Origin of the sequence: Actinomyces sp. ICM47, from assembly GCF_000278725.1 — a bacterium.
GTDB lineage: Bacteria > Actinomycetota > Actinomycetes > Actinomycetales > Actinomycetaceae > Pauljensenia.
The window spans coordinates 1-23,701 of the sequence record NZ_ALCA01000080.1 but is presented as its reverse complement, the minus strand read 5'-3'; the positions used below and the strand labels follow the sequence as shown (position 1 = coordinate 23,701).

Annotated in this window: 14 protein-coding genes and 1 pseudogene; 12 read left to right on the top strand and 3 right to left on the bottom strand. The window is 66.7% G+C overall.

The genetic code is table 11. The features are described 5' to 3' along the window. The 8 genes from HMPREF1136_RS05015 to HMPREF1136_RS04980 all read left to right on the top strand — a co-directional run. Positions 1-503: TilS substrate-binding domain-containing protein (locus HMPREF1136_RS05015; protein ID WP_009648239.1), on the top strand; the 503-nt coding region annotated here is incomplete at its 5' end. Between the two features lie 255 nt (positions 504-758). Continuing rightward, positions 759-1,313 (top strand): hypoxanthine phosphoribosyltransferase, encoded by a 555-nt coding sequence (hpt, locus tag HMPREF1136_RS05010; RefSeq protein ID WP_009648234.1) that lies wholly within the window; start codon positions 759-761, stop codon positions 1,311-1,313. Between the two features lie 27 nt (positions 1,314-1,340). After that, positions 1,341-3,377 (top strand): ATP-dependent zinc metalloprotease FtsH, encoded by a 2,037-nt coding sequence (ftsH, locus tag HMPREF1136_RS05005; RefSeq protein WP_009648245.1) that lies wholly within the window; start codon positions 1,341-1,343, stop codon positions 3,375-3,377. Continuing rightward, on the top strand, positions 3,374-3,943 hold the full coding sequence (folE, locus tag HMPREF1136_RS05000) for a GTP cyclohydrolase I FolE (protein WP_009648235.1): 570 nt from the start codon (positions 3,374-3,376) through the stop codon (positions 3,941-3,943). The genes ftsH and folE overlap by 4 nt, the downstream gene beginning before the upstream one ends. Position 3,944: 1 nt before the next feature. Next, positions 3,945-4,790 carry a dihydropteroate synthase gene (folP, locus tag HMPREF1136_RS04995; protein ID WP_009648246.1) on the top strand — a complete coding sequence of 282 codons (846 nt, stop codon included), beginning with the start codon at positions 3,945-3,947 and terminating at the stop codon, positions 4,788-4,790. A 13-nt stretch (positions 4,791-4,803) separates the two neighbouring features. Next, the gene (gene folK, locus HMPREF1136_RS11190; protein WP_009648248.1) at positions 4,804-7,131 is read left to right on the top strand and encodes a 2-amino-4-hydroxy-6-hydroxymethyldihydropteridine diphosphokinase; all 2,328 of its coding nucleotides are present in this window, start codon (positions 4,804-4,806) and stop codon (positions 7,129-7,131) included. After that, positions 7,132-7,605, top strand: a complete 474-nt coding sequence (locus HMPREF1136_RS04985) for a DUF3180 domain-containing protein (protein WP_009648242.1) — start codon at positions 7,132-7,134, stop codon at positions 7,603-7,605. It abuts the gene before it with no gap. Positions 7,606-8,221: 616 nt separating this feature from the next. Then, positions 8,222-8,962 carry a hypothetical protein gene (locus tag HMPREF1136_RS04980; RefSeq protein ID WP_009648240.1) on the top strand — a complete coding sequence of 247 codons (741 nt, stop codon included), beginning with the start codon at positions 8,222-8,224 and terminating at the stop codon, positions 8,960-8,962. Between the two features lie 126 nt (positions 8,963-9,088). Here the strand turns inward: HMPREF1136_RS04980 and disA are convergent, their stop codons facing one another. Both disA and radA read right to left on the bottom strand, forming a co-directional pair. Further along, positions 9,089-10,159, bottom strand: coding sequence for a DNA integrity scanning diadenylate cyclase DisA (gene disA, locus HMPREF1136_RS04975; RefSeq protein ID WP_009648244.1), 1,071 nt, complete (start codon positions 10,157-10,159; stop codon positions 9,089-9,091). Between the two features lie 36 nt (positions 10,160-10,195). Further along, positions 10,196-11,581, bottom strand: a complete 1,386-nt coding sequence (gene radA, locus HMPREF1136_RS04970) for a DNA repair protein RadA (RefSeq protein ID WP_009648236.1) — start codon at positions 11,579-11,581, stop codon at positions 10,196-10,198. Between the two features lie 318 nt (positions 11,582-11,899). On the opposite strand from radA, the gene HMPREF1136_RS04965 reads away from it, so the two are divergent. The 4 genes from HMPREF1136_RS04965 to HMPREF1136_RS04950 are packed head-to-tail and all read left to right on the top strand — an operon-like array spanning position 11,900 to position 23,237. Further along, on the top strand, positions 11,900-17,941 hold the full coding sequence (locus HMPREF1136_RS04965) for a fibronectin type III domain-containing protein (RefSeq protein ID WP_009648241.1): 6,042 nt from the start codon (positions 11,900-11,902) through the stop codon (positions 17,939-17,941). Between the two features lie 6 nt (positions 17,942-17,947). Continuing rightward, complete coding sequence (locus tag HMPREF1136_RS04960) at positions 17,948-19,180, top strand: DUF58 domain-containing protein (protein WP_009648243.1); 1,233 nt, start codon at positions 17,948-17,950, stop codon at positions 19,178-19,180. Between the two features lie 44 nt (positions 19,181-19,224). After that, complete coding sequence (locus tag HMPREF1136_RS04955) at positions 19,225-21,735, top strand: transglutaminase-like domain-containing protein (RefSeq protein ID WP_034505003.1); 2,511 nt, start codon at positions 19,225-19,227, stop codon at positions 21,733-21,735. After that, the gene (locus HMPREF1136_RS04950; protein WP_009648247.1) at positions 21,732-23,237 is read left to right on the top strand and encodes a serine/threonine-protein kinase; all 1,506 of its coding nucleotides are present in this window, start codon (positions 21,732-21,734) and stop codon (positions 23,235-23,237) included. Before HMPREF1136_RS04955 ends, HMPREF1136_RS04950 begins: the two co-directional genes overlap by 4 nt. A gap of 198 nt (positions 23,238-23,435) precedes the next feature. Here the strand turns inward: HMPREF1136_RS04950 and HMPREF1136_RS11025 are convergent. Continuing rightward, positions 23,436-23,701 (bottom strand): annotated as a pseudogene (locus HMPREF1136_RS11025) (alkaline protease); the annotation flags it as partial.

The window sequence follows — 23,701 nt, the reverse complement described above, 5'->3', positions numbered from 1 at the left end:
CTCTCGAGGATCCGACGAACGCCATCGACGGACCCTGGCGTGCCGCCGATGGCAGTGCCCTGCGTCGCAGCGCTGTGCGTCATAGCGCGATCCCTGCCCTGGCCTCGGCCCTGGGGGTGGACCCCGTGCCGGCCCTCGCCCGCACGGCCGCCCTGTGCGCGGCCGACGACGACGCCCTGAGCGAGTGGACGCGTGGCCTCCTGGCTGTGAGCTGCGAGGCCGCGTCCCTGGCAGGGGAAGGGAGCCTCGCCCTGGTGGTGTCCGAGGTGTCAGGCGCTCCCCGGGCCGTGCGCGCCCGCGCGCTGCGCGAGGTGGCTAGTCGGGCAGGAATCCGCTTATTGTCGGGGGTTCACGTGGACGCCCTCGACGACTTGATCGTTGCTTGGAGGGGGCAGGGGCCGATCCCTCTGCCGGGCGGCAGGGCCACGCGCGTCGGTCGCGGCACGCAGGCCCGTATCCTCTTCGAGGCGCGCTCTCCCGAGCCGACCCGAGACGGCGGATGATGCTCAGGCCTGCCGAGGCCTCGTCGCTGCGATCCCACCCGCTCGGTCGCACGCGTGCGTGCGGAAGTTTGTCAGTGGAGGTCGCGGTGTGCGCAGGACGCATGCCGACTCCCTCGGGCGCTCGGAGCGGGCAAGCGTGACCACACGGTGTTGCGCTGACAGTGAGAATAGATGCCTTTTGAGCACAAACACCTGCTCTTATGGCACGCTTATAGTGCAACCGCTCGCGGAGCGCCGATAGGAAAAGAGGACACGGTGGACGCCACCGACATGGGAAACGATCTGAAGGAAATCCTCGTCACTGCCGAGGACATGGACCGTAGGCTCGGCGAGATGGCCGAGCAGATTGACCGCGACTACGCGGGTCGGGAACTGCTCATCGTCGGCGTCCTGCGAGGGGCCGTCATGGTTATGGCAGACCTGTCGCGTAAGTTACACACCCCGATCGAAATGGACTGGATGGCCGTCTCCTCCTACGGGTCGGGCACCAAGAGTTCGGGCGTCGTGCGCATCCTCAAAGACCTCGACCAGGATGTGGCGGGCCGCCATGTTCTGATCGTTGAGGACATCATCGATTCCGGTCTGACGCTGTCCTGGCTGAAGGCCAACCTGCAGGGGCGTGGTGCCGCCTCCGTTAACATCGCGACCGCGCTGCGCAAACCCGCCGCCGCGAAGGTCGACATCGACGTGGCGTACGTGGGCTTCGACATTCCCGACGAATTCGTCGTCGGCTACGGCCTGGATTACGCGGAAAAGTACCGCAACCTGCCCTTCGTTGGCACGCTGCAGCCGCACGTCTACTCCAACTGACAACTTCGGAACCTCTAAGGGGCATACGTGAACGACAAGACGAAGATTAAGCGCCCGAGCTGGACTTGGGTGACGCTTCCCCTCGTCATCCTCATCGTGGGCGGGTGGTTCCTCTGGCAGGCCTTCCAACCGCGGTCGATTTCGACGTCCGAAGGCATGGCGCTCATCTCGGGAACCACGGTCGAGAAGGTCGTCCTCAACGAGGGCACCCAGCAGGTGAACCTCACGCTGAGTGAGGATTACCAGCATCAGAGCACCGGTGCGGGCGATCCGACGACGAACATGGGCAAGAACGTCTACTTCACGTATTCCTACGTTCAGACGAAGGACATCCTGGACACGGTCGCCGAGCAGGCCCCCGCGAAGGGATGGAACGCGGTGCGTCCCCAGTCCAGCGCTCTGGGTGCTATGTTCCAGCTGATCGTCCCGCTGTTGGTCCTCATGGGCGCGTTCTACTTCATCATGCGCTCCATGTCGGGTTCGCGGATGATGGGCGGTTTCACGGCCTCGCGCGCTAAGGAGTTCAACCAGGAACGCCCGGACGTCACCTTCGCGGACGTCGCCGGTGAGGACGAGGCCGTGGAAGAACTCGAGGAGATTCGCGAGTTCCTGGCATCCCCCGACAAGTTCCACAAGGTGGGCGCGCGCATCCCGCGCGGCGTTCTGCTCTACGGTCCTCCCGGAACTGGTAAGACCCTGCTGGCCAAGGCCGTTGCCGGTGAGGCGAAGGCCCCCTTCTTCTCGATCTCCGGCTCGGAGTTCATGGAACTCTACGTGGGCGTGGGTGCCTCGCGCGTGCGCGAGCTCTTCGAGCGCGCCAAGAAGAACGCGCCGGCCATCATCTTCGTCGACGAGATCGACGCCGTGGGCCGCCACCGCGGCAGCGGCATCGGCGGCGGCAACGACGAACGCGAGCAGACCCTGAACCAGCTCCTCGTCGAGATGGACGGCTTCGATGAGCGCGCCAACATCATCCTGATCGCCGCCACGAACCGCCCCGACATCCTCGACCCGGCGCTGCTGCGCCCCGGCCGCTTTGACCGCCAGATCGCCGTCGAGGCCCCGGACCTCAAGGGCCGAGAGGCGATCCTCAAGGTGCATGCTCAGGGCAAGCCGCTCACCGCGCAGGTTGACCTGCGCCAGATCGCCAAGCGTACCCCCGGCTTCACGGGTGCAGACCTGGCAAACGTCCTCAACGAGGCCGCGCTGCTTACCGCCCGCTCGAACATGCAGTTCATCGACGACCGCGCCATCGACGAGGCCATCGACCGCGTCATCGCCGGCCCGCAGAAGCGCACGCGCGTCATGAACGACCACGACAAGGCCGTCACCGCCTACCACGAGGGTGGCCACGCCCTGGCCGCCGCCGCCCTGAACTACACGGACCCGGTCACGAAGGTGACGATCCTGCCGCGCGGTCGCGCCCTGGGATACACGATGGTCATGCCCACCGAGGACCGCTTCAACAAGACCCGCAACCAGCTCCTCGACGACCTGGTGTACAGCATGGGTGGGCGCGTCGCCGAGGAAATCGTGTTCCGCGACCCGTCGACCGGCCCCGCCAACGACATTCAGCAAGCCACGAAGACGGCCCGCGCGATGGTCACCGACTACGGCATGAGCGACCGCATCGGCATGGTCAAGCTCGGCGACGCCGATACCGAGGCCTTCGGCCACGGGTCCGGCGAAGGCCCGCGCGCCTTCTCCGACGAGACCGCCGCGATCATCGACGAGGAGGTCCGCCGCCTCCTCGATAACGCGATGCGCGAGGCCTGGGAGATTCTGACGAACAACCGCGCGATCCTCGACACCCTGGCCGCGCGCCTCCTGGAGGAAGAAACCCTCGATGAGGCGCAGCTCGCGCAGATCTTCAAGGACGTCGTCAAGGCCCCCGAGCGCCCCGTGTGGAACTACCAGGCCGACGCGGCCGTGCCCGGTGCCCGCCTGGGCAACCCGGTCGGTATCAAGGCCGAGGACGAGTGGAAGCCCGTTCCCGTGCAGGGAATCGACGTGTCGCCGATTGACGTCATCGGCGCCTCGGGTGTGGAAGAGGAGCAGGAGTGACCTACGATCCCGCAGCCGTGGAAAAGGCCTCGCGCGACCTGCTCATCGCCATCGGCGAAGACCCCGAGCGTGAAGGCCTGATCGGCACGCCCGACCGCATGGCACGCGCGTGGCGCGAAATGTGCTCCGGCCTGTTTGAGGACCCCCGTGAGCATCTGCGTACGCAGTTCCACGCGGGCACCGATGAACTCGTCCTCGTGCGTGACATCACCTTCCACTCGGTGTGCGAACACCACCTCCTGCCCTTCTACGGGCGCGCGCACGTGGGCTATATTCCGCGCGGCGGCGTCGTCACCGGCTTGTCGAAGCTCGCGCGCCTCGTCGAGGGCTATGCGCGGCGCCCCCAGGTCCAGGAGCGTCTGACCGCGCAGGTCGCCGACGCTATCGCCGAGGTCCTGGATCCTCAGGGCGTCATCGTCGTCATCGAAGCCGAGCACATGTGCATGTCGATGCGCGGTATCTCCAAGCCCGGCTCGTCCACCGTGACCAGCGCCCTGCGCGGCATCATGAGCGACGGCGCCACGCGCGCCGAGATGATGGCCCTCGTCCTGTCGGGGAGCCGCTGACGTGTCCGTGCTTCCCCTGCCCCCAGCCCCGGCCTCGTCCCCGGTTCCCGTGCCTCCGGCGCTGCCGGGCGGCCTCGCCCTGCCGACCGGGCGCGCGGCGATCATGGGCATTCTCAACGTCACGCCCGACTCCTTTTCCGACGGGGGCCGCTACGCGGACGTAACCTTGGCGCTCGCGCACGCCCGGGCGATGATAGCCGCCGGTGCCGACCTGATCGACGTGGGCGGGGAGTCCACGCGGCCCAACTCCACGCGCATCACCCCCGAGGAGGAGTGGGAACGCATCGGTGCCGTCGTCTCCGCGCTGGCGGGCGACGGCATCATCGTGTCCGTGGATACGCTGCACGCCTCAACCGCTCGCGCGGCCGCGGACGCCGGAGCGGCGATCATCAACGACGTGAGCGGCGGGCGCTGGGACCCCGACATGAACGCCGCCGTAGCAGCGTCGGGATGCGCCTACGTGGTGCAACACTATCGTGCGCTGCCGGGCATGCCGGGGGAACATTTCGACTACGGCGAGGACTTGGTGGGGACTCTCATTGAGCGTCTCAACACCCAGGTGCGCGATGCTCTTGATGCGGGTGTGACAGCTGATAAAATTGTTATTGACCCGGGCCTCGGCTTCTCGCTCACGGCCGACCAGTGCTGGCAGATTCTCGCCGAACTGCCGCGCCTGACCACCTATGGGTACCCTGTACTTATCGGAGCGTCGCGCAAGCGTTTCGTCAAGACTCTCGGAGGCAACATCGACACCGACAGCGCCGCCATCGCAGCCCACGCCGTCAAAAGCGGCGCGTGGGCCGTGCGGGTCCACGACGTAGCGGCCACCGCGGCCACCATCGCCTGAAAGGAGAACGACGTTGAGCAGCAGACGCGTCATCATCGCCCTCAAAGGACTGGGGGCGCTGGCAAACCACGGCGTCTACGATTTCGAGCGCAGCCAGGAGCAGCGCTTCAGCGCCGACGTCGTTATGTGGGTCGAGACAGCGGGTGCCACCGACGATATCGCAGCCACCGTCTCCTACGCTGACATCGCCGACGAGACCATGGCGGTCCTCACCGGCAAACCCGTCGACCTCATCGAGACCCTGGCCGAAACCATCGCCTCGAACGTCATGAGCCACGAGGGCGTGGTCGGCACCGAGGTCACCGTCCACAAGCCGGACGCCCCCATCGACCACCCCTTCACCGACGTGTCCGTCACCGAGCGCCGCGGCCAGACCGACGCCATGCCCCTCTCCCTGTCCCTCAAGGGCATCTACGAGGCCGAGGACGGCTCCGTGCTCACAGGCGAGATCGAGGCATACGGCCGCGCCCAGGCACCCAGCCCCGCGCAACAGACGGACGCGCCCCCCATCCGCAAGCGCAGCGGCGACCACGCAGCGCCCGCGCCCCGCGCCGAGGATGCCTCGCGTCCCGCACACCTGCGTGCCCGCCGCGTCATCCTGTCCATCGGCGGCAACCTTGGCGACGTGCCCGTCACCCTCATGCACACCGTCGAGGCCCTGTCCTACATGGAAGGCTTCCAGATCGAGGACGTCTCCCCGATCATGCGCACCAAGCCGGTCCTCGCCCCCGGACAAGCACCCCAGCCCGACTACTGGAACGCCGTCGTCGTCGGTTCTGCCATCGCCACTCCCGACGAACTTTTCGCCCAGACCAGCCGCATCGAACGTGAGCTGGGCCGCGAACGCCACGAACGCTGGGGCGCACGCACCATCGACATCGACATCATCCAGGTCGAAGGCCTCGCTTCCTCCGACCCCGCCCTCACCCTGCCACATCCGCGCGCCAAGGAACGTGCCTTCGTTCTCGCTCCCTGGCTGCTGTGCGACGCCAATGCCGTCCTCGAGGGCGTCGGTCGCGTCTGCGACCTGCTCGCCGTCGCGCCCGACCGCGAAGGCATCATCGACGCCGTCGACGACTGGCTCGAAGACCCCGCCGCCGTCATGTCCGACTCCGACCGGCTCATCGCCCAACGCGTCGAACAGGCCAGTGCCGACATGCGCGAACTCCTCGAAAACCTGACCGGCGAAATCAGCCACCTCGCCGATCTTGGTGCACCCACCGGCGAACCTCCGATGGCTCCCGGAACCGCCGTCGAGGCCACTGCCATCCCCGCGCTCCCTGCACCTATGGCCGAGCAGACCCAGGAACTTGCCAGCCCCAAGTCTGGCTCAGGCTCCGTCGCGGGTGAGTTCGCATTCGCCGATGACGCTGTGGCAGACAGCTTTGTGGCTGGCGGGCCTGTGGTCGAGGAGGTACCGCCCCTCGCCCCAGAAATCCACACACCCGAAGCTCCCGCGCCCGTTGAAGCGGCGACCGAAGACGCAGCGGGCGACGTCACCATCCCAACCCCCGTCGCCGGCACTAACATACTCACGGACAGCGGCTCCGCGCAGCGCGCCAGCCTGTGGCACCGCCGGGACTCTCTGGATTCTGTTTCCGCGAACTCCGCGAACAGCGAACAGTCCCGCGCCTTCGACAACACCGACGACCGCGCCAGACTGGCAGCCGCCTACGCCGAATACGGCTTCGACACTGACTTCGGCCAGGACGTGCCCGAGGAACCCGCGCCCCAGGTTTCCCAGTCGGCAGCCCGCGCCGACCAGAACTTCGACATAGATTACGGCGACGACCTCGAGCCGGATGTCGATACCTCGGAATTCGCAGCCGATGCACCCGTCAACGCGCCCACTCGGCCCAGCGCACCCCGACCGACCACCCGGGGCACAAGAGGAGCGCGCGATGCCAAGGCCTCGCCCAAGCCCGCGTGGCACCCCGTCTCCTCCGTACCCGCGGATTCGCCCGCCGGACGCATGACCCGAAGGATCGGTTCGGGCAACTACACGCCGACCGGCGACGAAAAGCCGCGGTGGGCACCCGTATTCCAAGACAAGCGTCAAGAGTCGCGCACCGAGATCAAGCTGCCCGACTGGAACTTCAACGTCGGCACCGCCCACGACGTGCGCGTCGTCGACGACCGCTCGGGCCTCGGCCGCGAGGATGACACTCCCAAGGCCACCATTCACGCCGACGGTCGCTCCACGATCCTGGCACCCGGACTGCCCGACAACACGCCCGTCGGCCCCATCCCCGACGACGAAGCCACCCACACCGGCATTCTGCGCCGCGTCGTTGTGCGCCCCACGATGACCGGGGCGATTCCCATCGTCAAGAGGCGCTAAATGAAACCGCTGGCGATCATCTGGGTGCTGCTGGTCGGCGTCGTGAGTGCTGCCCTGAGCTTCGTCGGGTTTTTCGCGCACATGCGCACCGGTGGAACCCCCATGATCGTCACGCCCGGTCCCGCCGTCGTGTTCGCCCTGGCCACGGCCATCCTCATCTGGTCCGGCATGGCCGTGCGGCGGCTGCGCGCCGGTAAAGACACGTGGATCGACGCCATCGGTGCCATGCGGGTTGCCGTCTTCGCGCGTACCTCCGCGCTGGTCGGAGCCAACCTGTCGGGTATCCTCGTTGGCGTCATGGGCGTCTCCCTCACGCAGCTCGAAGCCACCGCCATGGTGTCCAACGCGATTGGCTCCGGCGTCAGCGCCCTCGTCGGCATCGTGTGGGTAGTCATCGCCGTAGTCATCGAACGCTGGTGCGTCATCACCCCCGACGACGCAGCCACCTCCAATAAGCGAAACGCGGCGGCCTGAACGGCCGCGGTGCCCGGCTGATCGCTGCTGCTGGCCTGGTGGGGCTAGGGGATGGCATCGCGGATAGGTTGTGGGCACGCGGATAGGTTGTGAGCATGCGGATAGGTTATTTTCCTATCCGTGAAGGCGTTAACCTATCCGCCTGTTTGTTTCCTATCCGTATCGTTTCGTCGGGGCTGGGTCTTCCTGTTGGGGTGTCGCAGTTGTGCTCTCCGGGTTCTGTGGTGCTTTGTTACAGGTGCCCGCGCCGCGCAGGGTGGCCCCGCGCCGTGCGGCTTGTCGGTGTCAATGTGGTGCGCGTTCCGAGAGTTACGAGCGCGGTTGCGCCCCGGCCCGGTATCGTGGAGGCGTGGCCGATCAGCGTAAGAATTCCCCCAGGCGATCATCCACCCGGCGTAGTCCGTCGGGCGGCTCCTCCGGGCGCGCAGCAGACCGCACATCGCGCGCTGCGGGTGCGACGTCAAGCAATAACGCGTCCTCACGTCAAAGAACAGCCGGCACCGCAGCAAGTGCCCGCTCCGCGCGCGGGACCAAGGCGGCTGGCACAAAGGCGCGCGGCACCAAAGCGGCATCGGGTAGAAGCAAGCGTACGTCGTCAGGCGGTCCGCGCCCACCTGTGAACCTGTGGCCCCGCCGCATTATCACGGGTCTTGGCCTGATTCTGATCCTGGCTCTCATCGTGTGGGGCGTTGTTGCTCTCGTCCGCGCTGTTATCGGCGTATTCACCTCGGATCCAGTTCCGCAGTCCAGTACGCAATCCGTCCAGTCGGGCACGGTCGATGCCTCCGGTTACACGCTCAAGGGCGGTCAGGAGGTCACCGCGGACGGCCTGCTGACGGACGGCACGGCGATTGAGATTCCGGTGTGCCTCGACAAGGACATCGCCGTCACCGCGACGGCGTCTGATGCCTCGGTCGGTTCACCGCTGTACGTGTCGGTGACACTCGAAAACAGGGGATCGGTCGCCTGCTCGACGTCCCTGTCGAATTACACGTTGCAGGTGTCCACGGGCGGCCACCAGGTCTACGATTCGGCACGCTGCGCGGCGGATGATGAGTCCGCGAAGACCCTGCTGCTGCGCCCGACGGGCACGTGGTCCGGTTGGCTGAGCTGGGATGGCTACGTGTATGCGGATGGTTGTACGCCTCCCGCGGGCGGTGCCAAGGCTGCGACGGTGGGCACGTACAAGCTGGCCATCCAGCAGGGGAGCCGCGAGGTCGGCTCGGCCGTCGCTGACGTCACCGCTCCGCCCGCGCCTCAGTCGGGCGCGCAGTCTGGTGCACAGTCGGGGCAGAAGGCTGGGACGCAGGCTGGAGCTCAGTCTGGTGCTCAGTCGGGAGCCCAGAAAGCTCGGTGATGCGCTCTCCTCGTTGACGAGGCCGTGGCCGCGTGCCCGCGACAGGTGTCGGTGAGTGTCCGCGACAGGTGTCGGGTGAGTGCCCGCGACAGGTGTCGCGTAGGTGTTCAAGCGCCCGATGTGGGATTACCAGCCGACGACGCCCGCGCCGACGGCTTGGGCCTGGTGGGCCAGGTTTTCGACGATGAGTTGGGCGCGGTAGTGGCCGACGCCGTCGATGACTTCGATATCGGCGATGGAGGCGGCCCGCAGCTGCGGCAGGTTCGTGAAGTGCGCGGACACGGCTTTGATGGCATTCCACGACAGGTGGGGGACCAGGGAGAGGGCGCGCACTCCGCGCGGCATGATTTCGCGGTCGAGGTCGGCGACCTCGTACACGTCCAGGCCGAGGATGTTCGCGATGGCGGTCAGGTCGACGATTCGTTCGGAGCCGAGGGAGGTGAGTTCGGCTTCGACGCGGGCGACGTCGGCGGGGTCGCGGATGTAGTCGCGCATGACGAGGGCGCGTTCGGAGGCGGATCCGCGTATGAGGTCTTCGACTTGGAGGGCGAGGAGGCGTCCCTCGGATCCCAGTTCTTCGAGGTATTCGGTGATTTCGGAGGTGATGCGGCGGATCATTTCCATGCGCTGCATGACGGTGGCGACGTCGCGCACGGTGGCGCTGTCGCGCATTTCGAGGATCGTGAGGGTCTGCAAAACTTCGTCGAGTCGCTGACTGTAGCGGTCCAGGGTGTCCACGGCCAGGTTGGCGCGCGAGAGCAGGGCTTCGGGTTCTTCGACGAGGCGGTGCTCGGTGCCCACGTAGATGGAGATCATGCGCATGGAGGCGGACAGGGATAGGACGGGCAGGTGTGTTTGGCGGGCGGTGCGCTGGGCGGTGCGGTGGCGCATGCCGGATTCGTCGGTGGGGATGGTGGGGTCGGGGAAGAGTTGGACGTTGGCTTTGCGGATGCGCCATAGGTCGGGGTCGATGATGACGGCACCGTCCATTTTGCATAGTTCGCGTAGGCGAGCGGCCGTGAAGGCGACGTCAAGGTCGAAGCCGCCCGAGCACATGGCCTGAATCTCGGGTGTGTAGCCCAGGACGATGAGGGCACCCGTGTGGGAGCGTTGGATTCGTTCCAGTCCCTCGCGAAGAGGGGTGCCGGGCGCAACCGCGCGCAGTGCTTCTCGAAGGATCGCTGCGTCTGAGGTCAATGTGCTTCCCTCCCGAATGAGTAGGTCTGCTTTCTATTATTGCGAGTCTGTAGGAAATGCGACGCGAATCGCCGTCGCTAAATCAGAGACAGTGAACACGGTGATGCCGTCGACGCGGGCGAGGTCCTCGCTGCCTTGAGCTGGGACGATGGCTGAAGAGAAGCCCAATCGGGCGGCTTCGGCGAGGCGGCGCTGGGTGCCGGTGCAGGCACGAACTTCACCGGTGAGGGAGATTTCTCCGACTGCGACGAGGTCGGCGCGCGGGGGTACGCCTTTGAGTGAGGACACGATGGAGATGGCCATTGCGAGGTCGATGGCGGGTTCGACGGTGCGCGCGCCGCCGACCGTGGACACGTAGACGTCGGCCCCCGACGTGTCGGCTCCGATTCGGGCTTGCAGGACCGCGAGGATCATGGCGACGCGCGCGTGGTCGACGCCTGAGGTTGTGCGCCGAGGCGAGCCGCCCGACGAGGGGGCGACGAGGGACTGGATCTCGGTGGGCAGCGGGCGGCGGCCCTCGAGGGAGACAGCTGCGCAGGTGCCGGGCACGCCGCGTGTCGTGCGTGACAGGAATAGGCCGGAGGGGTCGGCGAGGCCGTAGATCCCCGAGTCGGTCAGCTCGAAGCAGCCGACCTCGTCGGTGGGGCCGTAGCGGTTTTTCACGGCGCGCAGCAGGCGAAGACGTGAGTGCCGGTCGCCTTCGAATTGGCAGACGACGTCCACGAGGTGTTCGAGGACGCGTGGACCGGCGATGCCGCCGTCCTTCGTTACGTGGCCGACGAGCAGGGTGGGTAGGTCGGATTCTTTGGCGACCCGAATGAGCGAGGCGGCGACCGCGCGCACCTGGGCGACGCCGCCCGCCCCACCTTCGACCTGGGCGGAGGAGATCGTCTGCACGGAGTCGACGATGAGCAGGGACGGAGCCGAGGCCTCGACGTGCCCCAGGACGATACCGAGTTCCGTCTCATCGGCGATGAGCAGGTTCGGTTCGAGCGCTCCGATGCGTTCGGCGCGCCCCCGCACCTGCGCCGCCGACTCCTCGCCCGTCACGTAGAGGACGGGGCCGCGCCCGCTCGATGCCGCCGTGCGCGCGGCCTTGGCGGCCACGTCCAGCAGCAGCGTGGACTTGCCCACGCCGGGTTCGCCGGCCAGGAGGATCACCGCGCCGGGGACGATGCCGCCGCCGAGGACTCGGTCCAGCTCGCCCACGCCCGTGGAACGCGACGAGGCGCGCTCCCCGTCCACGTCGCCAATGGGCAGCGCAGGGCGTCGTGGGGGAGTCGCGGCGGCGCGCTGCCCGCCCGTGACCTCGCCCGCCTGGTCGACGGTGCCCCATGCCCCGCATTCGCGGCACTGGCCCACCCACTTGGGGGAGGTCCAGCCGCAGTCGGAGCAACGGTAGGTGATCTTCTCTTTCGCCATGGACCCACCGTAACGCGCACCGCCTCCATCTGCGGTTTGCTCGTGGGAAAGCGATGAGGCCGGGGCGAGGTCGTGGATGGGTAGCGTAGGCGATGCGCGGGTATGAGAGGATGTGGTCAGGTTCTCCAGATGTGGCAGAGTGGCGGGATCGTGCCGTAAAGAACGTTGACGCGCGATGATAATTCCCAAGTATCCGTAGAATGTACGATGCTATTATCCATATGGTTAGCCGGTGTGTATCCTCGGGAATTCGCTCCGGTGTCTGCGGATGCTGCTGCGGCATCGGATGCTACATGCCATCGACACTGAGGAAGTGACATGAAGAAGGGGCACAAGACGCGAAGGATCTGGTCCAAGCGACTGCCTGCCATTTCCGTCCTGCTCGTGTCTGCGATCCTGTGCACGATTGCGTTCATGTCCCGAGGCGTGGAGGTCACGCAGGTCAGCGTCGATGATGGCGGTATCTGGGTGACCAATCAGGATCGCAAGCTCGTGGGCCATCTGAATTACGACGCCCGGATGCTCGATGGCACGGTGTCCGTTAAGTCGGCATCCTTCGATATTGGGCAGGCTGGCGGTGACGTGACGCTCGGGGAGGCGGGCACGCGCACGGTATCGCCTGTACGTCCGACGTCCTTTTCGATTGGTCAGGCGGTGACCCTGCCGGAAGGTGCCGTGCAGGTGCAGGGCGGTTCGGTGCTGGCGGTTCTGGATCCGAATGAGGGTCTCCTGTGGGTGGGTGACGCCGGTGAACCCGCGACGATGTCGTTCACGCGCGAGAGCGCGGTTGCCAACGACGTGGGCGACGGTGTTGTGACGGTGTCGCGCTCGGGCAGGGTGTTCGCGTACGCGCCGGGGACCTCGACGCTGGTGACGGCGGAGCGCGAGGGACAGGCGTGGCGCACGAAGACGAAGATGGTGAAGGGTTTCCAGCCGGTCGGCACCTTGTCGATCACGGCTGTGGGTGATAAGCCTGTCATCTACGATCAGGGTGGTAACAAGCTCGTGATGCCCGACGGGTCGGTGCGTGACCTCGCTGAGGATCATGTGAGCGGCGCGGTGTTGCAGGATCCGGGCGACGATGCCTCGTCTGTGCTGCTGGCGACGGATAGTGAACTCGTGTCGGTCCCGCTCAGCGGCAGGGGAGTGGAGCGTCAGGACGCGTCGGAATCGAAGGCGGAGGGTACGCCGGCTCCTCCGGTGTTCCATCGCGGCTGCTCGTATGCGGCGTGGGCGGGTTCGGGCGCGTATGTGCGCCTGTGCGAGGATAAGACGCGTAATCAGAAGCAGACGGTGGACGAGCTGGCGAAGGTGTCGTCAGTGGTGTTCCGGACGAATCGGACGCGTATCGTTCTCAATGATGTGACAACTGGCACGCTGTGGCTTCCCGATAAGAACATGGTCATGGTCAACAACTGGGACCAGGAGGACCCGACCGAGGAGAAGGAAGAGGACACTCCGACACCTGACCAGCGCCAACAGGTCTCGGAACCCGAGCGCAACGAGAAGAACACGCCGCCGATTGCCGTCGACGACGAAATCGGTATCCGACCGGGTCGTTCGACGCTGCTGCCGGTGTTGGATAACGACTCGGACGACGACGGTGACGTGCTGACGGCGCGCCCGCTCGCGGAGCCCGAGTTTGGTTCCGTGGCGCGTACCCGTGGGGGGCGCGCCCTGCAGATTGCGGACGTGCCGGAGGAGAAGACGGAGGGGTCGACGTCCTTCTCCTACGAGGCCTCGGACGGTTTGGCGGTGGCGACCGCGACGGTGACGGTGACAATCCGCCCGTGGATGGTCAATGAGGGGCCGCGTCAGGTCAAGCACCCGGTGGTGAAGCTGGGGGCGAACGCGCAGGTGGAGTACAACCTGCTGTCGGATTGGGTGGACCCGGACGGCGACCAGTTCTTTTTGAAGTCGGTGACGGCTCCCGATGGTATGGCGGCGCAGTTTTCCGAGGACGGAACCGTGCAGGTGCGCGACCTGGGTTCGGGTGCCGGCTTGAAGTCGCTGAGCGTGACGCTGTCGGATGGCCACGCGGAGAGCGTGGGCGAGCTGCAGGTGAGCGTGCAGGAGTCGGGCAATGTGCCTCCGATTGCGCGCGCGGACTTCTACGTGGCGCGCGTGGGTGAGCCTGTGACGATTGACCCGGTGGCGAACGACACGGACCCGAATGGGGATTCCTTGTCGCTTGTGGCGGCGGGTGCGGCACCTGCGGGTACGTCGGTGACGGCTGATCTGTCACGAGGCACCCTGATGTTTACGGGATCGGTGTCGGGTTCGTTCCAGTTCACGTACACGGTGTCGGATGGTCCGTCGACGACGATGGGTGTGATCCGCGTGGATGTGGTGCCGGATGATTCGACGGCGGTGCCGGTCGCGGAAGATGATTTGGCGGTGTTGCCCAGCGGCGGCGCGTCGCTGATCGCGCCGCTGGCGAATGATACGGATCCGTCGGGTGGTGTGCTGGTCGTGCAGTCGATTGATGTGCCCGAACAGTCGGGTCTGGAGGTGACGCTGATTGAGCGTCACTTGCTGCGCATTACGGCACCGGGCGGCCTGTCCGATGTGACGTCGTTTACGTATACGGTGTCCAATGGCGCGGGGTCGGCGACGGCGCAGGTGAGCGTTATTCCGACGGATGCGCAGAGTGAGGATGTGCCGCCTCAGGCCGCGCCGGACAGTGCGAAGGTACGTGCCGGGGATGTCGGCTCGGTGAGTGTGCTGGCCAACGACCGTTCGCCGATTGGTCTGTCGCTGAGTGTGGATCCGACGGTGACGGTTTTGTCGGGCGGCGATCTGGGCACGGTGTTCGTGACCGGTAACCAGGTGCGCGTCGAGGCCGGGGACGAGGCCGGGGTACTGCGCGCGTCGTACACGGTCGTCGATTCGGTGGGGAATAAGGCGACAACGACGGTGACCTTCGAGATTGTTGCCGCGTCGTCGGCCAACAGTGCGCCGACGCCGAAGGCTCTGAGTGCGTGGGCTGTGTCTGGCCAGATGACGCGTATCCCCGTGCCGCTGACGGGTATTGATCCCGACGGTGATTCGGTGGCGCTGGTGGGTATTGATCAGCCGCCGTCCAAGGGCAGCGTGGTGCTGGGCACCGAGTGGCTGGAGTACACGCCCTCCGATGATGCGGTGGGCACGGATACGTTCTCTTACATCGTGGAGGACCGCCTGGGCCTCCAGGGACGCGCTCGCGTGCGTGTCGGTATTGCGCCTCCGGGCACGCAGAACCATAATCCGACGGCTGTGCCGGATTCGGTGACGGTTCGTCCGGGGCGCGCGGTGAGCGTGAACGTGCTGAGTAACGACGTGGATGCGGACGGCGACGCTCTGTCGGTCAACACGGATTCGGAGAGCATATCGGTGTCGGATCCGTCGGTGCCGGTGTCGGTGCTGGAGGACGCGGTGACGGTCCAGGCCCCTGAGACGAGTGGCGTGTTTGTTGTCGCCTATCAGGTCCTCGATGGGCGCGGCGGTCGCGCGCAGGGGCAGCTGACGGTGACGGTTGATGAGGACGCGCCGCTGCGCACACCGGTGGCGCGCGACGATGTGGTGTCAGTGTCGGAGCTGCCCGCGGATTCGAAGCCAGTGAACGTCCAGGTGCTGGCGAACGACGAGGACCCGGATGGTACGACGGATGCCCTGTCGGTGTCTGCCGATGGGGCGGGCGTGAGTGTTGTGGGGCAGAAGGTGTCGATTACCCCGCAGGCCAAGCGTCGCCTCGTGGTGTATACCGTGACGGATCAGGATGGCCTGAGCGCGAGCGCCGTCGTGACGGTGCCGGGCACCGACCTGCTGGCTCCTCGACTGGACACGACGCGGATCCCGGTGGCAATGCGCGCCGGTGCGACGTTGACACTCGATGTGAATGACTACGTGCTTGTGCGTGATCGGTCGCGCTCGCCGATGATCACGGACGAGGCCTCGGTGGCGAAGAGCGGTGCTCTGGAGTCGGCGACGCTGCAGGATTCGACGCACCTGGCGCTCGCTGCTCCCGAGGACGCGTCGGGTCGGGCGTCGGTGTCTTTCACGGTGCGTGACGGCGCGCCGGACGATGCTTCCGCTCTGTCCTCGACGCTGACGATCCCGATCACGATTCAGTCGGCGAAGAACCTGCCGCCGCGCCTGACCCCGACTCCGATCCTCGTGGGCCAGGGGGAGTCCGTGACGGTCGACCTGACGCAGATGGTTGATGATCCCGATGACCAAGCCAAGACCTCGTTCGAGTATCGCCTGACGAAGGTGCCCGGCGGGGTGGACGCCACGCTGGAAGGCTACACGCTGACAGTATCGGGGAAGAAGGACCAACCCAAGGGGTCGGCCGGCGCGCTCACCGTGAGCGTCGACGACGGGTCGGGTGCCGTGAACGCGGATATTCCGGTGACGATCGTGAAGTCGTCGAAGCCCCTGGTGACGACGACGGACGCCCGCATCAAGGTCAATGCGGGTCAGAGTGCGACCGTGAACGTGGCGGATTACACGACGAATCCTTTCTCGGACCCCCTCGTCATCCTGGACACCTCGGTGCAGATTGGCCAGGGCACGGCCTCGGGCGAGGGAAGCGCCCTGACGGTCTCTCCCAAGGCCGGATTCCACGGCGACATGATCGTCGTCTACCGTGTCATGGATGCGACGAACGACCAGGACCGCGTCGTGCAGGGCCGCGTCGTCGTCAAGGTGCTCGACCGCCCGGATCCGCCCGTCAACGTGAACGCGACGGCGACCGGGCCGGGCAGCGCGTTCGTGTCCTTCCAGGCGGGTGCCGCGAACGGTGGCACGATCTCGGGCTACACGGTGATGGACGTGAACAGCGGCCGGACCTTCCCGACGACCGACCCGGGCGTCGAAGTCACGGGCCTGACGAACGGCGTCAAGCACTCCTTCACGGTCGTGGCACACAACGAAGCCGGCGACTCTGACCCGTCCACGGCCTCGCCGGAGGTCCATATCGACGCGGTGCCCGAGAAGATGGCGGCCCCCACGGTTGAAGGTGCAGATGGAGCGCTGCTGGTGTCGTGGGTTCCCCCCACCAACAAGGGGTCCGCGATCCAGACGTACTCGGTGTTCGTCGCCTCGGCCTCGGGCAGCCAGCCCGTCACGCACACGGTCGCTGGAACCGAGACCTCCGTGACAGTCGGGGGCCTGACGAACGGTGCCACCTACTCGGTGACGATCCAGGCGCACAACGGCGCGGAGTCGCCCTCGCCGCTGTCCGAACCCACCCCGGGCAGCCCGCATGGCCCGCCGGATCCGGCGAGCCAGCTCGCTGCCTACCCGGTCAGAGAGGGCACGGATCCCTCGCACGCGACGGTCAACGTGTCCTGGAAGCTCGGCAACTCCGGCGGCCAAGGCTGGGGTAAGACCTCCGTGACCGTGGGTTCTGTGACCGTGGATGCCGATCCCGGCTCCACCGGTGTCGACGTCCCCGGCGTCGAGGCGGGTACCGCCGTACCCGTGTCGGTGACCCTGAAGAATTCGGACGGCGATGTGTCAGCCCCCGCGACCACCACGATGGGAATCGCCACGGTCCCGCTCGCGCTCGACGCGCCGACCGTGTCGGGCACAGGCACCGCGGGGGAGCTGCAGGTCGATGGCCTGGCGGTTGTTCCCGGCCGAGGCTTTAGCGCCTCCGACCTGACACTGCGCTACGCCTGGACGAAGAACGCATGCGTGACCGGCCAGACCATCTCGAACGGCACGATCCTCCACGTTGACGGCTGGGACACGCGCACGCTCTACTTCTGCCAGACGGGTGTGGGCATGCGTAACCAGACGGCTGCATCGGATCCCGTGTCGGCGAGCGGAACCCCGACGGGCGTGCCCTCCAAGGTCGGCGTGTCGGTGACGAACGTTGGCTCGACCAACGCCACCGTTCGCTGGGATCCCATCGGTGCAAACCCGGGCCTGAGCGCGATCCACGTGACCATCGGGTCGGAGACACACGACCCGGCAACCAACGCGACCGAGGAGACGTTCTGGAACCTCTCCCAGGGCACGCGCTACACCGCGCAGGTCGAGGCCGTCAACGCCCTGGGTTCGACGATCATGACCGACGAACCGACCTTCACGACGAAGCTAGACGTGGAGCTAACCTGGGAGGAAACCTGCCAGGGCGGCGAGAAGCACGGCTTCGCGGGCACCTGCCACACCTTCACGATCAGCGCCCCGAGCTGGGCCTCCTCGTCGGAACCCCACGTGTGCACGATCCGCTCCGACGTCGATAACTGGACGGAGAAGGTACGCGTGACGGGAGCGGAACCGACGCGCACGAAGATCGCGACACAGGCGGACTCCGAGGACGCATTCATGAAGGATGTTCGTATCGTCGGCGTATGCGAGCCGGAGAGGTAGGCCGCGATGACACTGCGTCGAAAGATCCGAGGCGCGTCGCGTGAAGTGTTCGACCGGCTGCGCTCGGTCCCCGGGTACGCCGCGTTCGCACGCTGCCTGTGCGCTCTGACGACCACCGGCTGGGCCGTGTCCGTGGCGAGCGTCTCGGGCATTGTAGCTGCAGTCGCCGTCGGCTGGATCGAGGGCTTCGTCGTAGCCGTCATGGGCGGCGTCGCGCTCGCGGTCGCCGTGGCGTCGGTTGCTTCACCGTCGCCGTTGTCCGTGTCGCTGCGGATGGAAAGCGATCGCATCGTTGCTGGTCAGGTCGCGGTTGGTCGCATCCGCGTGGCGAACAGGTCGGGGCGTCGGGCGGGTTCGACGCTCGTGGAGGTCTCGATTGGACGAGGCAGTGGCGAGTTCCTGGTTCCCCCCATTTCCGGCAATGGGGTGTGGAATGAGTCGTTTTCCGTCATGACGAAGCGTCGTGGCGTCATCACGGTGGGGCCTGCGCGTACTGTGCGCATGGATGGCCTGGGCCTGCTGCGTCGCGTGCGCGAGTGGGATGACCCGATCCTCGTGCATGTGCATCCGCAGACGATTCGTTTTTCTTTTGACGCGACGGGCATGCAGATGGACGTCGAGGGTGTCGCGAGCGCGAAGCTGACCAGCTCGGACGTGTCTTTTCACGCGCTGCGCGACTATGAGCCGGGCGATGATCGGCGCGCGGTTCACTGGCCGTCGACGGCGCGCTACGGTCGCCTGATCGTCCGCCAGTTTGAGGAGACGCACCGATCGCACCACATGGTGCTGCTGGATACCCGGCGTGACGCCTGGGACCGGCGCGCTTTTGAGATGGGGGTGTCGGTCGCCGCGTCGCTGGCGGTCGCCGGCTCGGGGGAGGCGCGCACGGTGTCGATGCACACGTCGGACGAGTGGATTCCGACCGCTTCGCCCGTTGCGATGCTGGATGCCCTGTCTGAGATGGAAGTGTCGGTTCGGCGTGATTTCGAGGCCGTGGTGCGTCGCTGCGTCATGGAACGCGGCGCTATTTCCGCTCTGTCCATTGTCGTGGGCGAGGGGACCAGTGACGATGAGGCGTCGCGTCTGGCCAATATCGCGCCCATTGACGTGGCGGTGTCTGTCATTCGAGTGGTTCCGGGGAGCGCTCGCCGTCGTCGCAGGATGAGTCGGGGCGTCATCATTGACTGCCCGTCGCTGGAGGATTTGCCGGTGCTGATTTCCAGGGGGGTGTCGTTGTGAACGCGTCTGTTCGTTCGGCTTCTTCGCGTCGCCCGCGCCCCTCCATGAGGGCGGAGACGGTAGCGGGAACCTCGCGTTCACGCGCCACGATGCCCGCGTGGTCGCTGATGGTGTTAGCCTTCCTCTTCGTTGGCCCGGTTCTCATGTTCGAGACGGTGTTCGGCGGCTACCAGGGCGCTATCGCCGCGGCTTCGGGCGTTGTCGTTGGCCTGACGGTGGCGTGGGCGTCGGCCAAGTGGCGATGGGACCTGCTGTCGATCACGGCCGCGGTCGTGGCCTCGCATTTCCTGTTCGGTGGGGCTGCGGCCCTGCGCGAGACGACTCTCTGGGGCGTGGTGCCGACGTCGCGCACGCTGCAGTCCCTCGTCATCGGCGCGGTCGAATCCTGGAAGGACCTGCTGACGCTGACGCCGCCCGCGGCCTCGTACTCGGGACCGGCGCTGGTGCCGTGGATGACGCTCCTCATCTGCTCGGTCGTGGCTGGCACGCTCACCGTGCGCCTCGGACGTCCCATCGCCGGTTCGAGTGCGCTGATCGCCTCCGGCGTGATTGCCATCGTGTGGGGGCCCAGCCATCACGGCCCCAGTGCCGTGCTGGTGGTCGCCTGGTGGGCGGCGTTGATCATCTGGTGGTCGTGGGCTTCAGCGATTGTCCGCGCACGCGCGGGTGCCGATATCGTGATCGGGATCGGCGGGTCGAATGCCTCCTCGGCGACGACGATGGGAGCCACCTCTCGCCAGGTCGTGCACGTGTGGTGGCGCGTGGGCATGGCCTCGCTCATGGTGGCGGCGATGGTCGCCGTCGCCCTGCCCGCGGGTCTCCTCGCGGGACCCACGGCCTCGGACCGTATCGTCGGGCGCGACGTCGTGGAACCTCCCGTGGACGCGCGCGAATACCCGTCGCCGCTGTCGAGCTACCGCTACTACAACAAGGACCTGGAGGAGCGCTCCCTGATCCGTGTCTCCAACCTGCCCAAGGGTGCGCGCGTGCGCCTGGGCGCGATGGAGGTCTACGACGGGACGACCTTCGTCATGGGAACGACGAACGTGGACGGCCAGGCTGGCTACCGCCGCGTCGGCTCGACGATCCCGGGACGCAGCGCCGAGACGGCCCAGAGCGAGACGACGGTGTCGACCTCGCAGCTGGTCGGGCCGTGGGTGCCCACGATCGGCCAGGTGTCAGTCCTGCGTTTCGAGGCCTCGGACCCGAACGCCGCCGCCCGCCAGAAGGGCCTGAACTACAACCTGTGGACCGAATCCGCACTGACGACGGGTCCCGCGGGGGACATGTCCTACGCGCTGAATACGACGGTGCCGGAGGAGCATACGGACTCGGAGTTCGCCAGCGTGGACGCGCGCGATTACGCGGGTGGGGACACGAATGTCCCGAAGGACGTCGATACTCTGGCCGCCGAGCGCACGGTTGGTGCCCACTCTGACCTGGATAAGGCGCGAGCGATTGAGACGTACCTGCACACGTCGGGGTTTTACTCCAACGATGATGCCGTCAGCTCGCGTCCCGGCGCGTCCCAGGACCGTATCCAGCGCATGATCAGCGCGGAGGCGATGGTGGGCGACGACGAGCAGTACGCGACCCTGATGGCGCTCATGCTGCACTCGCAGGGCATCGCAGCGCGCGTCGTCGTGGGTGCCTACCGTGAGGGGACGGCCGGCAGCCTCGACTTCATGGGCGCGGACATGCACGCGTGGGTGGAAGTGGAGTTCCCCGGCGTGGGCTGGGCGACTTTCGACCCGACGCCGCCGCGTGACCAGAAGCCCGCCTCCGAAGTGAATCGGCCCAAGTCGGTGCCCAAGCCGCAGGTCCTGCAGCCTCCGGAGCCACCGGAACAGCCGGTCGAACTGCCCCCGGCCTCGCGCGACGAGGCAGCGGATCCGCGTGATCCGGGTGGCTCGCACATCCCGTGGATGATGATCGGGGCGGTGTCCGCCTCGTTGCTGGTCCTACTGGGTCCTGCCTTGATGATTCTTGCGCTTAAGGCTCGCCGCCGCTCGGTGCGCCGCCGCTCGGATGCTGTGAAGGCGGTGCGCGGCTCGTGGGAAGAGCTGGTCGACACCGTCATCGACTCAGGCGTGGTCGTGCAGCCGTACCTGACACGCCAGGAGTTGGCGTGGGTTCTGTCGACCCAGTGGGCGACACCGCACGCGGGTGCCCGCTCTGGTGAGCGCGGCACCCCTGGTGATGGTGTGGATCGCGCCGGTAACGAGGCCTCGGCGCGGATGGTCACGGACGGCCGCGTGCCGGGATGGTCCCTGTTCTCGGGCACTGTGCCCCGTGTGGTGGCACTCGCACGCCGCGCGGACGTCGCGGACTTTGCAGCCGCAGGCACCCGCCAGGAGGACGTGGACGAGGCGTGGAGCGACGTGCGTGCGCTGCGCAGCGAGTGGGCGTCGTCCGTGTCGTGGTTCGCACGCGTGCGCTGCGCGCTGTCGGTCAAGTCGCTGCGCTGGCGTCGCCGCGCGCGTCGCTTGGCGACAAGCGGGCAGCGCCGGTCCCTGTTGTCGCGCGTCACGCGCCGTTGGAGGAGGAAACGATGAGTGACAGAGACGAGCACGTGGGGGTTGCCCCGATGCTGCCCGGCTACCAGTGGATTCGATACCTCGGATCGGGTGGGTTCGCGGACGTGTACCTGTGCCGCCAGGAGATGCCCAGTCGTGATGTCGCGGTGAAGATCGCTCGCCTGGATCGTGGGTCTGAGGCGCAGGGGGACATCGCCCGCGAGGCTGATGTGATGGCGCTCGTGTCGGGGCATCCGGCTGTCGTGCAGCTGTACGGCGCGGGCACCGCGCAAGATGGGCGCTCTTTCCTGGTGATGGAGTACTGCCCGGTCGCGAACATCATGGATCAGGTGCGTCAGAAACCGATGTCGACGGATCGGGCGCTGTCGATGATCATCCGCATGTGTGGCGGTGCGGAGATGCTGCATCGTGTGGGTTTCGTGCACCGTGATATCAAGCCCAGCAACATCATGGTGAATGCCTACGGCTCTCCGGTTCTGACGGATTTCGGTGTAGCGGAGCATGTGGGGACAGATCCGCGCAGTGGCCGCGATGGTTTTTCGGTCATGTGGGCCCCGCCCGAGCAGATCGCGGGTACGGCGCGTATCCATCCGACGCAGGACGTGTGGGCGCTGGGTGCGACGCTGTGGACGCTGCTGATGGGGCGCCCGCCCTTCGAGGTACCCGACGGTGATAACACCGCTAGGGCGGTCGCGCAGAGGGCAGCGTCGGGCCGTGTCTCGCGCATCGATCGGCCGGGCGTGCCCGATGCTGTGACCGCCATCGTGCGTCGAGCGATGAGTCTGGATCCTGAGGAGCGTTTCGGGTCGGCGGCGGCGCTCGGTTATGCGCTGCAGACCGTCGAACGCGACATGCATCGCCCGGTCACGGAAATGAAGCTGAGTGTCGTCGCGCCCACCGGTGGGCCTCCCTCGGCGCTGTCGATTCCGACGCCGGCTCTCCTGGATTCGGAGCGTACGCGCACCCGCCGCAGGGGATTCTCGGAGGGGGAGCAGGCCTCGTCGAACGAGGCCTGGTCGGGTAACTCGACGACGAATCGTCGCGGGGTGGTCGACTCCGAGTCGAAGCGTCCCGCGTGGGTGATTCCCGTGCTGGTTGTCGTCGGTGTGCTGGCCACGGCGGCCCTGGTTGTCGCGATGTTGACGGGCGGGGGGCACAGCGTGCGCCTGGGCGCGGGCGAGGGGCCGTCGGTCGAGGCGACGACCGAGCAGTGGAGTGACCCTGGGGGTGATCCGGGTGGTGCGCTGCCCGATTCGGTTGGGGAGGTGACGGCTACGCCGAATGGTTCGGAGATTCTGTGGGGCTGGCAGGTGCCGTCGCAGTCGCAGTATTCGTCTGATCAGCTGGTGTTTAAGTATGTGCTGACGCGCCCGGGCGAGGACGTGGTGGCCGAGACGATACGACGCAACAGCCTGACGACCACGGCGGTGAGCGGCGAGAATTGCCTGGCGGTCAGCGTCGTGGTCGAGTCGAGCGGACGTGAGTCCTCACCGGTGACGCAGTGTGTGACGGTTCCTTAGACGCCGGTGCCCCAGCCTCGGGGGTACTGCTGCGTTGGGGCACCACTGCGTCGGGTGCTGGTGGGGTGCCGCGGGACCTGTTCGCAGGTCGGCTACCACCTGCACGATGAGCCGACCATGGCATGTGTGCGGTCGTGGCGCGGGGTGTGGTTGTGGCGGTGGTGGTTGGGTGTGGGTGTGGTGTGTGGTGTCATGGGGTTATTTGGTGTGGTAGCGGGGGCTGGTGCCGAGGTGTGCGTTGTGGGTGGAGGAGAGGGCGATTTCGTCGAGGCCTCGGTATACGTAGGAGGTGGGGAGCGTGGTGGTGAAGGGGGAGATGAGGCCGTCACTGTAGTCGCGTACTTCTTCTACTGTGGGGGAGGATCCTCCTTCCTTTTGGGCTAGGGGGTTTTCGTCGGGGTACTGGGACGGATCCGTATTGGCCATCTTCCCGGGATCGATCGCCCCGTAGCCGGTGTACTTGT

Coding starts and splice junctions, on each gene's coding strand:
- HMPREF1136_RS04985 (WP_009648242.1), top strand. CDS start 7,132: ATGAAACCGCTGGCGATCATCTGGGTGCTGCTGGTCGGCGTCGTGAGT.
- radA (WP_009648236.1), bottom strand. CDS start 11,581: ATGGCGAAAGAGAAGATCACCTACCGTTGCTCCGACTGCGGCTGGACC.
- HMPREF1136_RS04965 (WP_009648241.1), top strand. CDS start 11,900: ATGAAGAAGGGGCACAAGACGCGAAGGATCTGGTCCAAGCGACTGCCT.
- HMPREF1136_RS04960 (WP_009648243.1), top strand. CDS start 17,948: ATGACACTGCGTCGAAAGATCCGAGGCGCGTCGCGTGAAGTGTTCGAC.
- HMPREF1136_RS04955 (WP_034505003.1), top strand. CDS start 19,225: ATGAGGGCGGAGACGGTAGCGGGAACCTCGCGTTCACGCGCCACGATG.
- HMPREF1136_RS04950 (WP_009648247.1), top strand. CDS start 21,732: ATGAGTGACAGAGACGAGCACGTGGGGGTTGCCCCGATGCTGCCCGGC.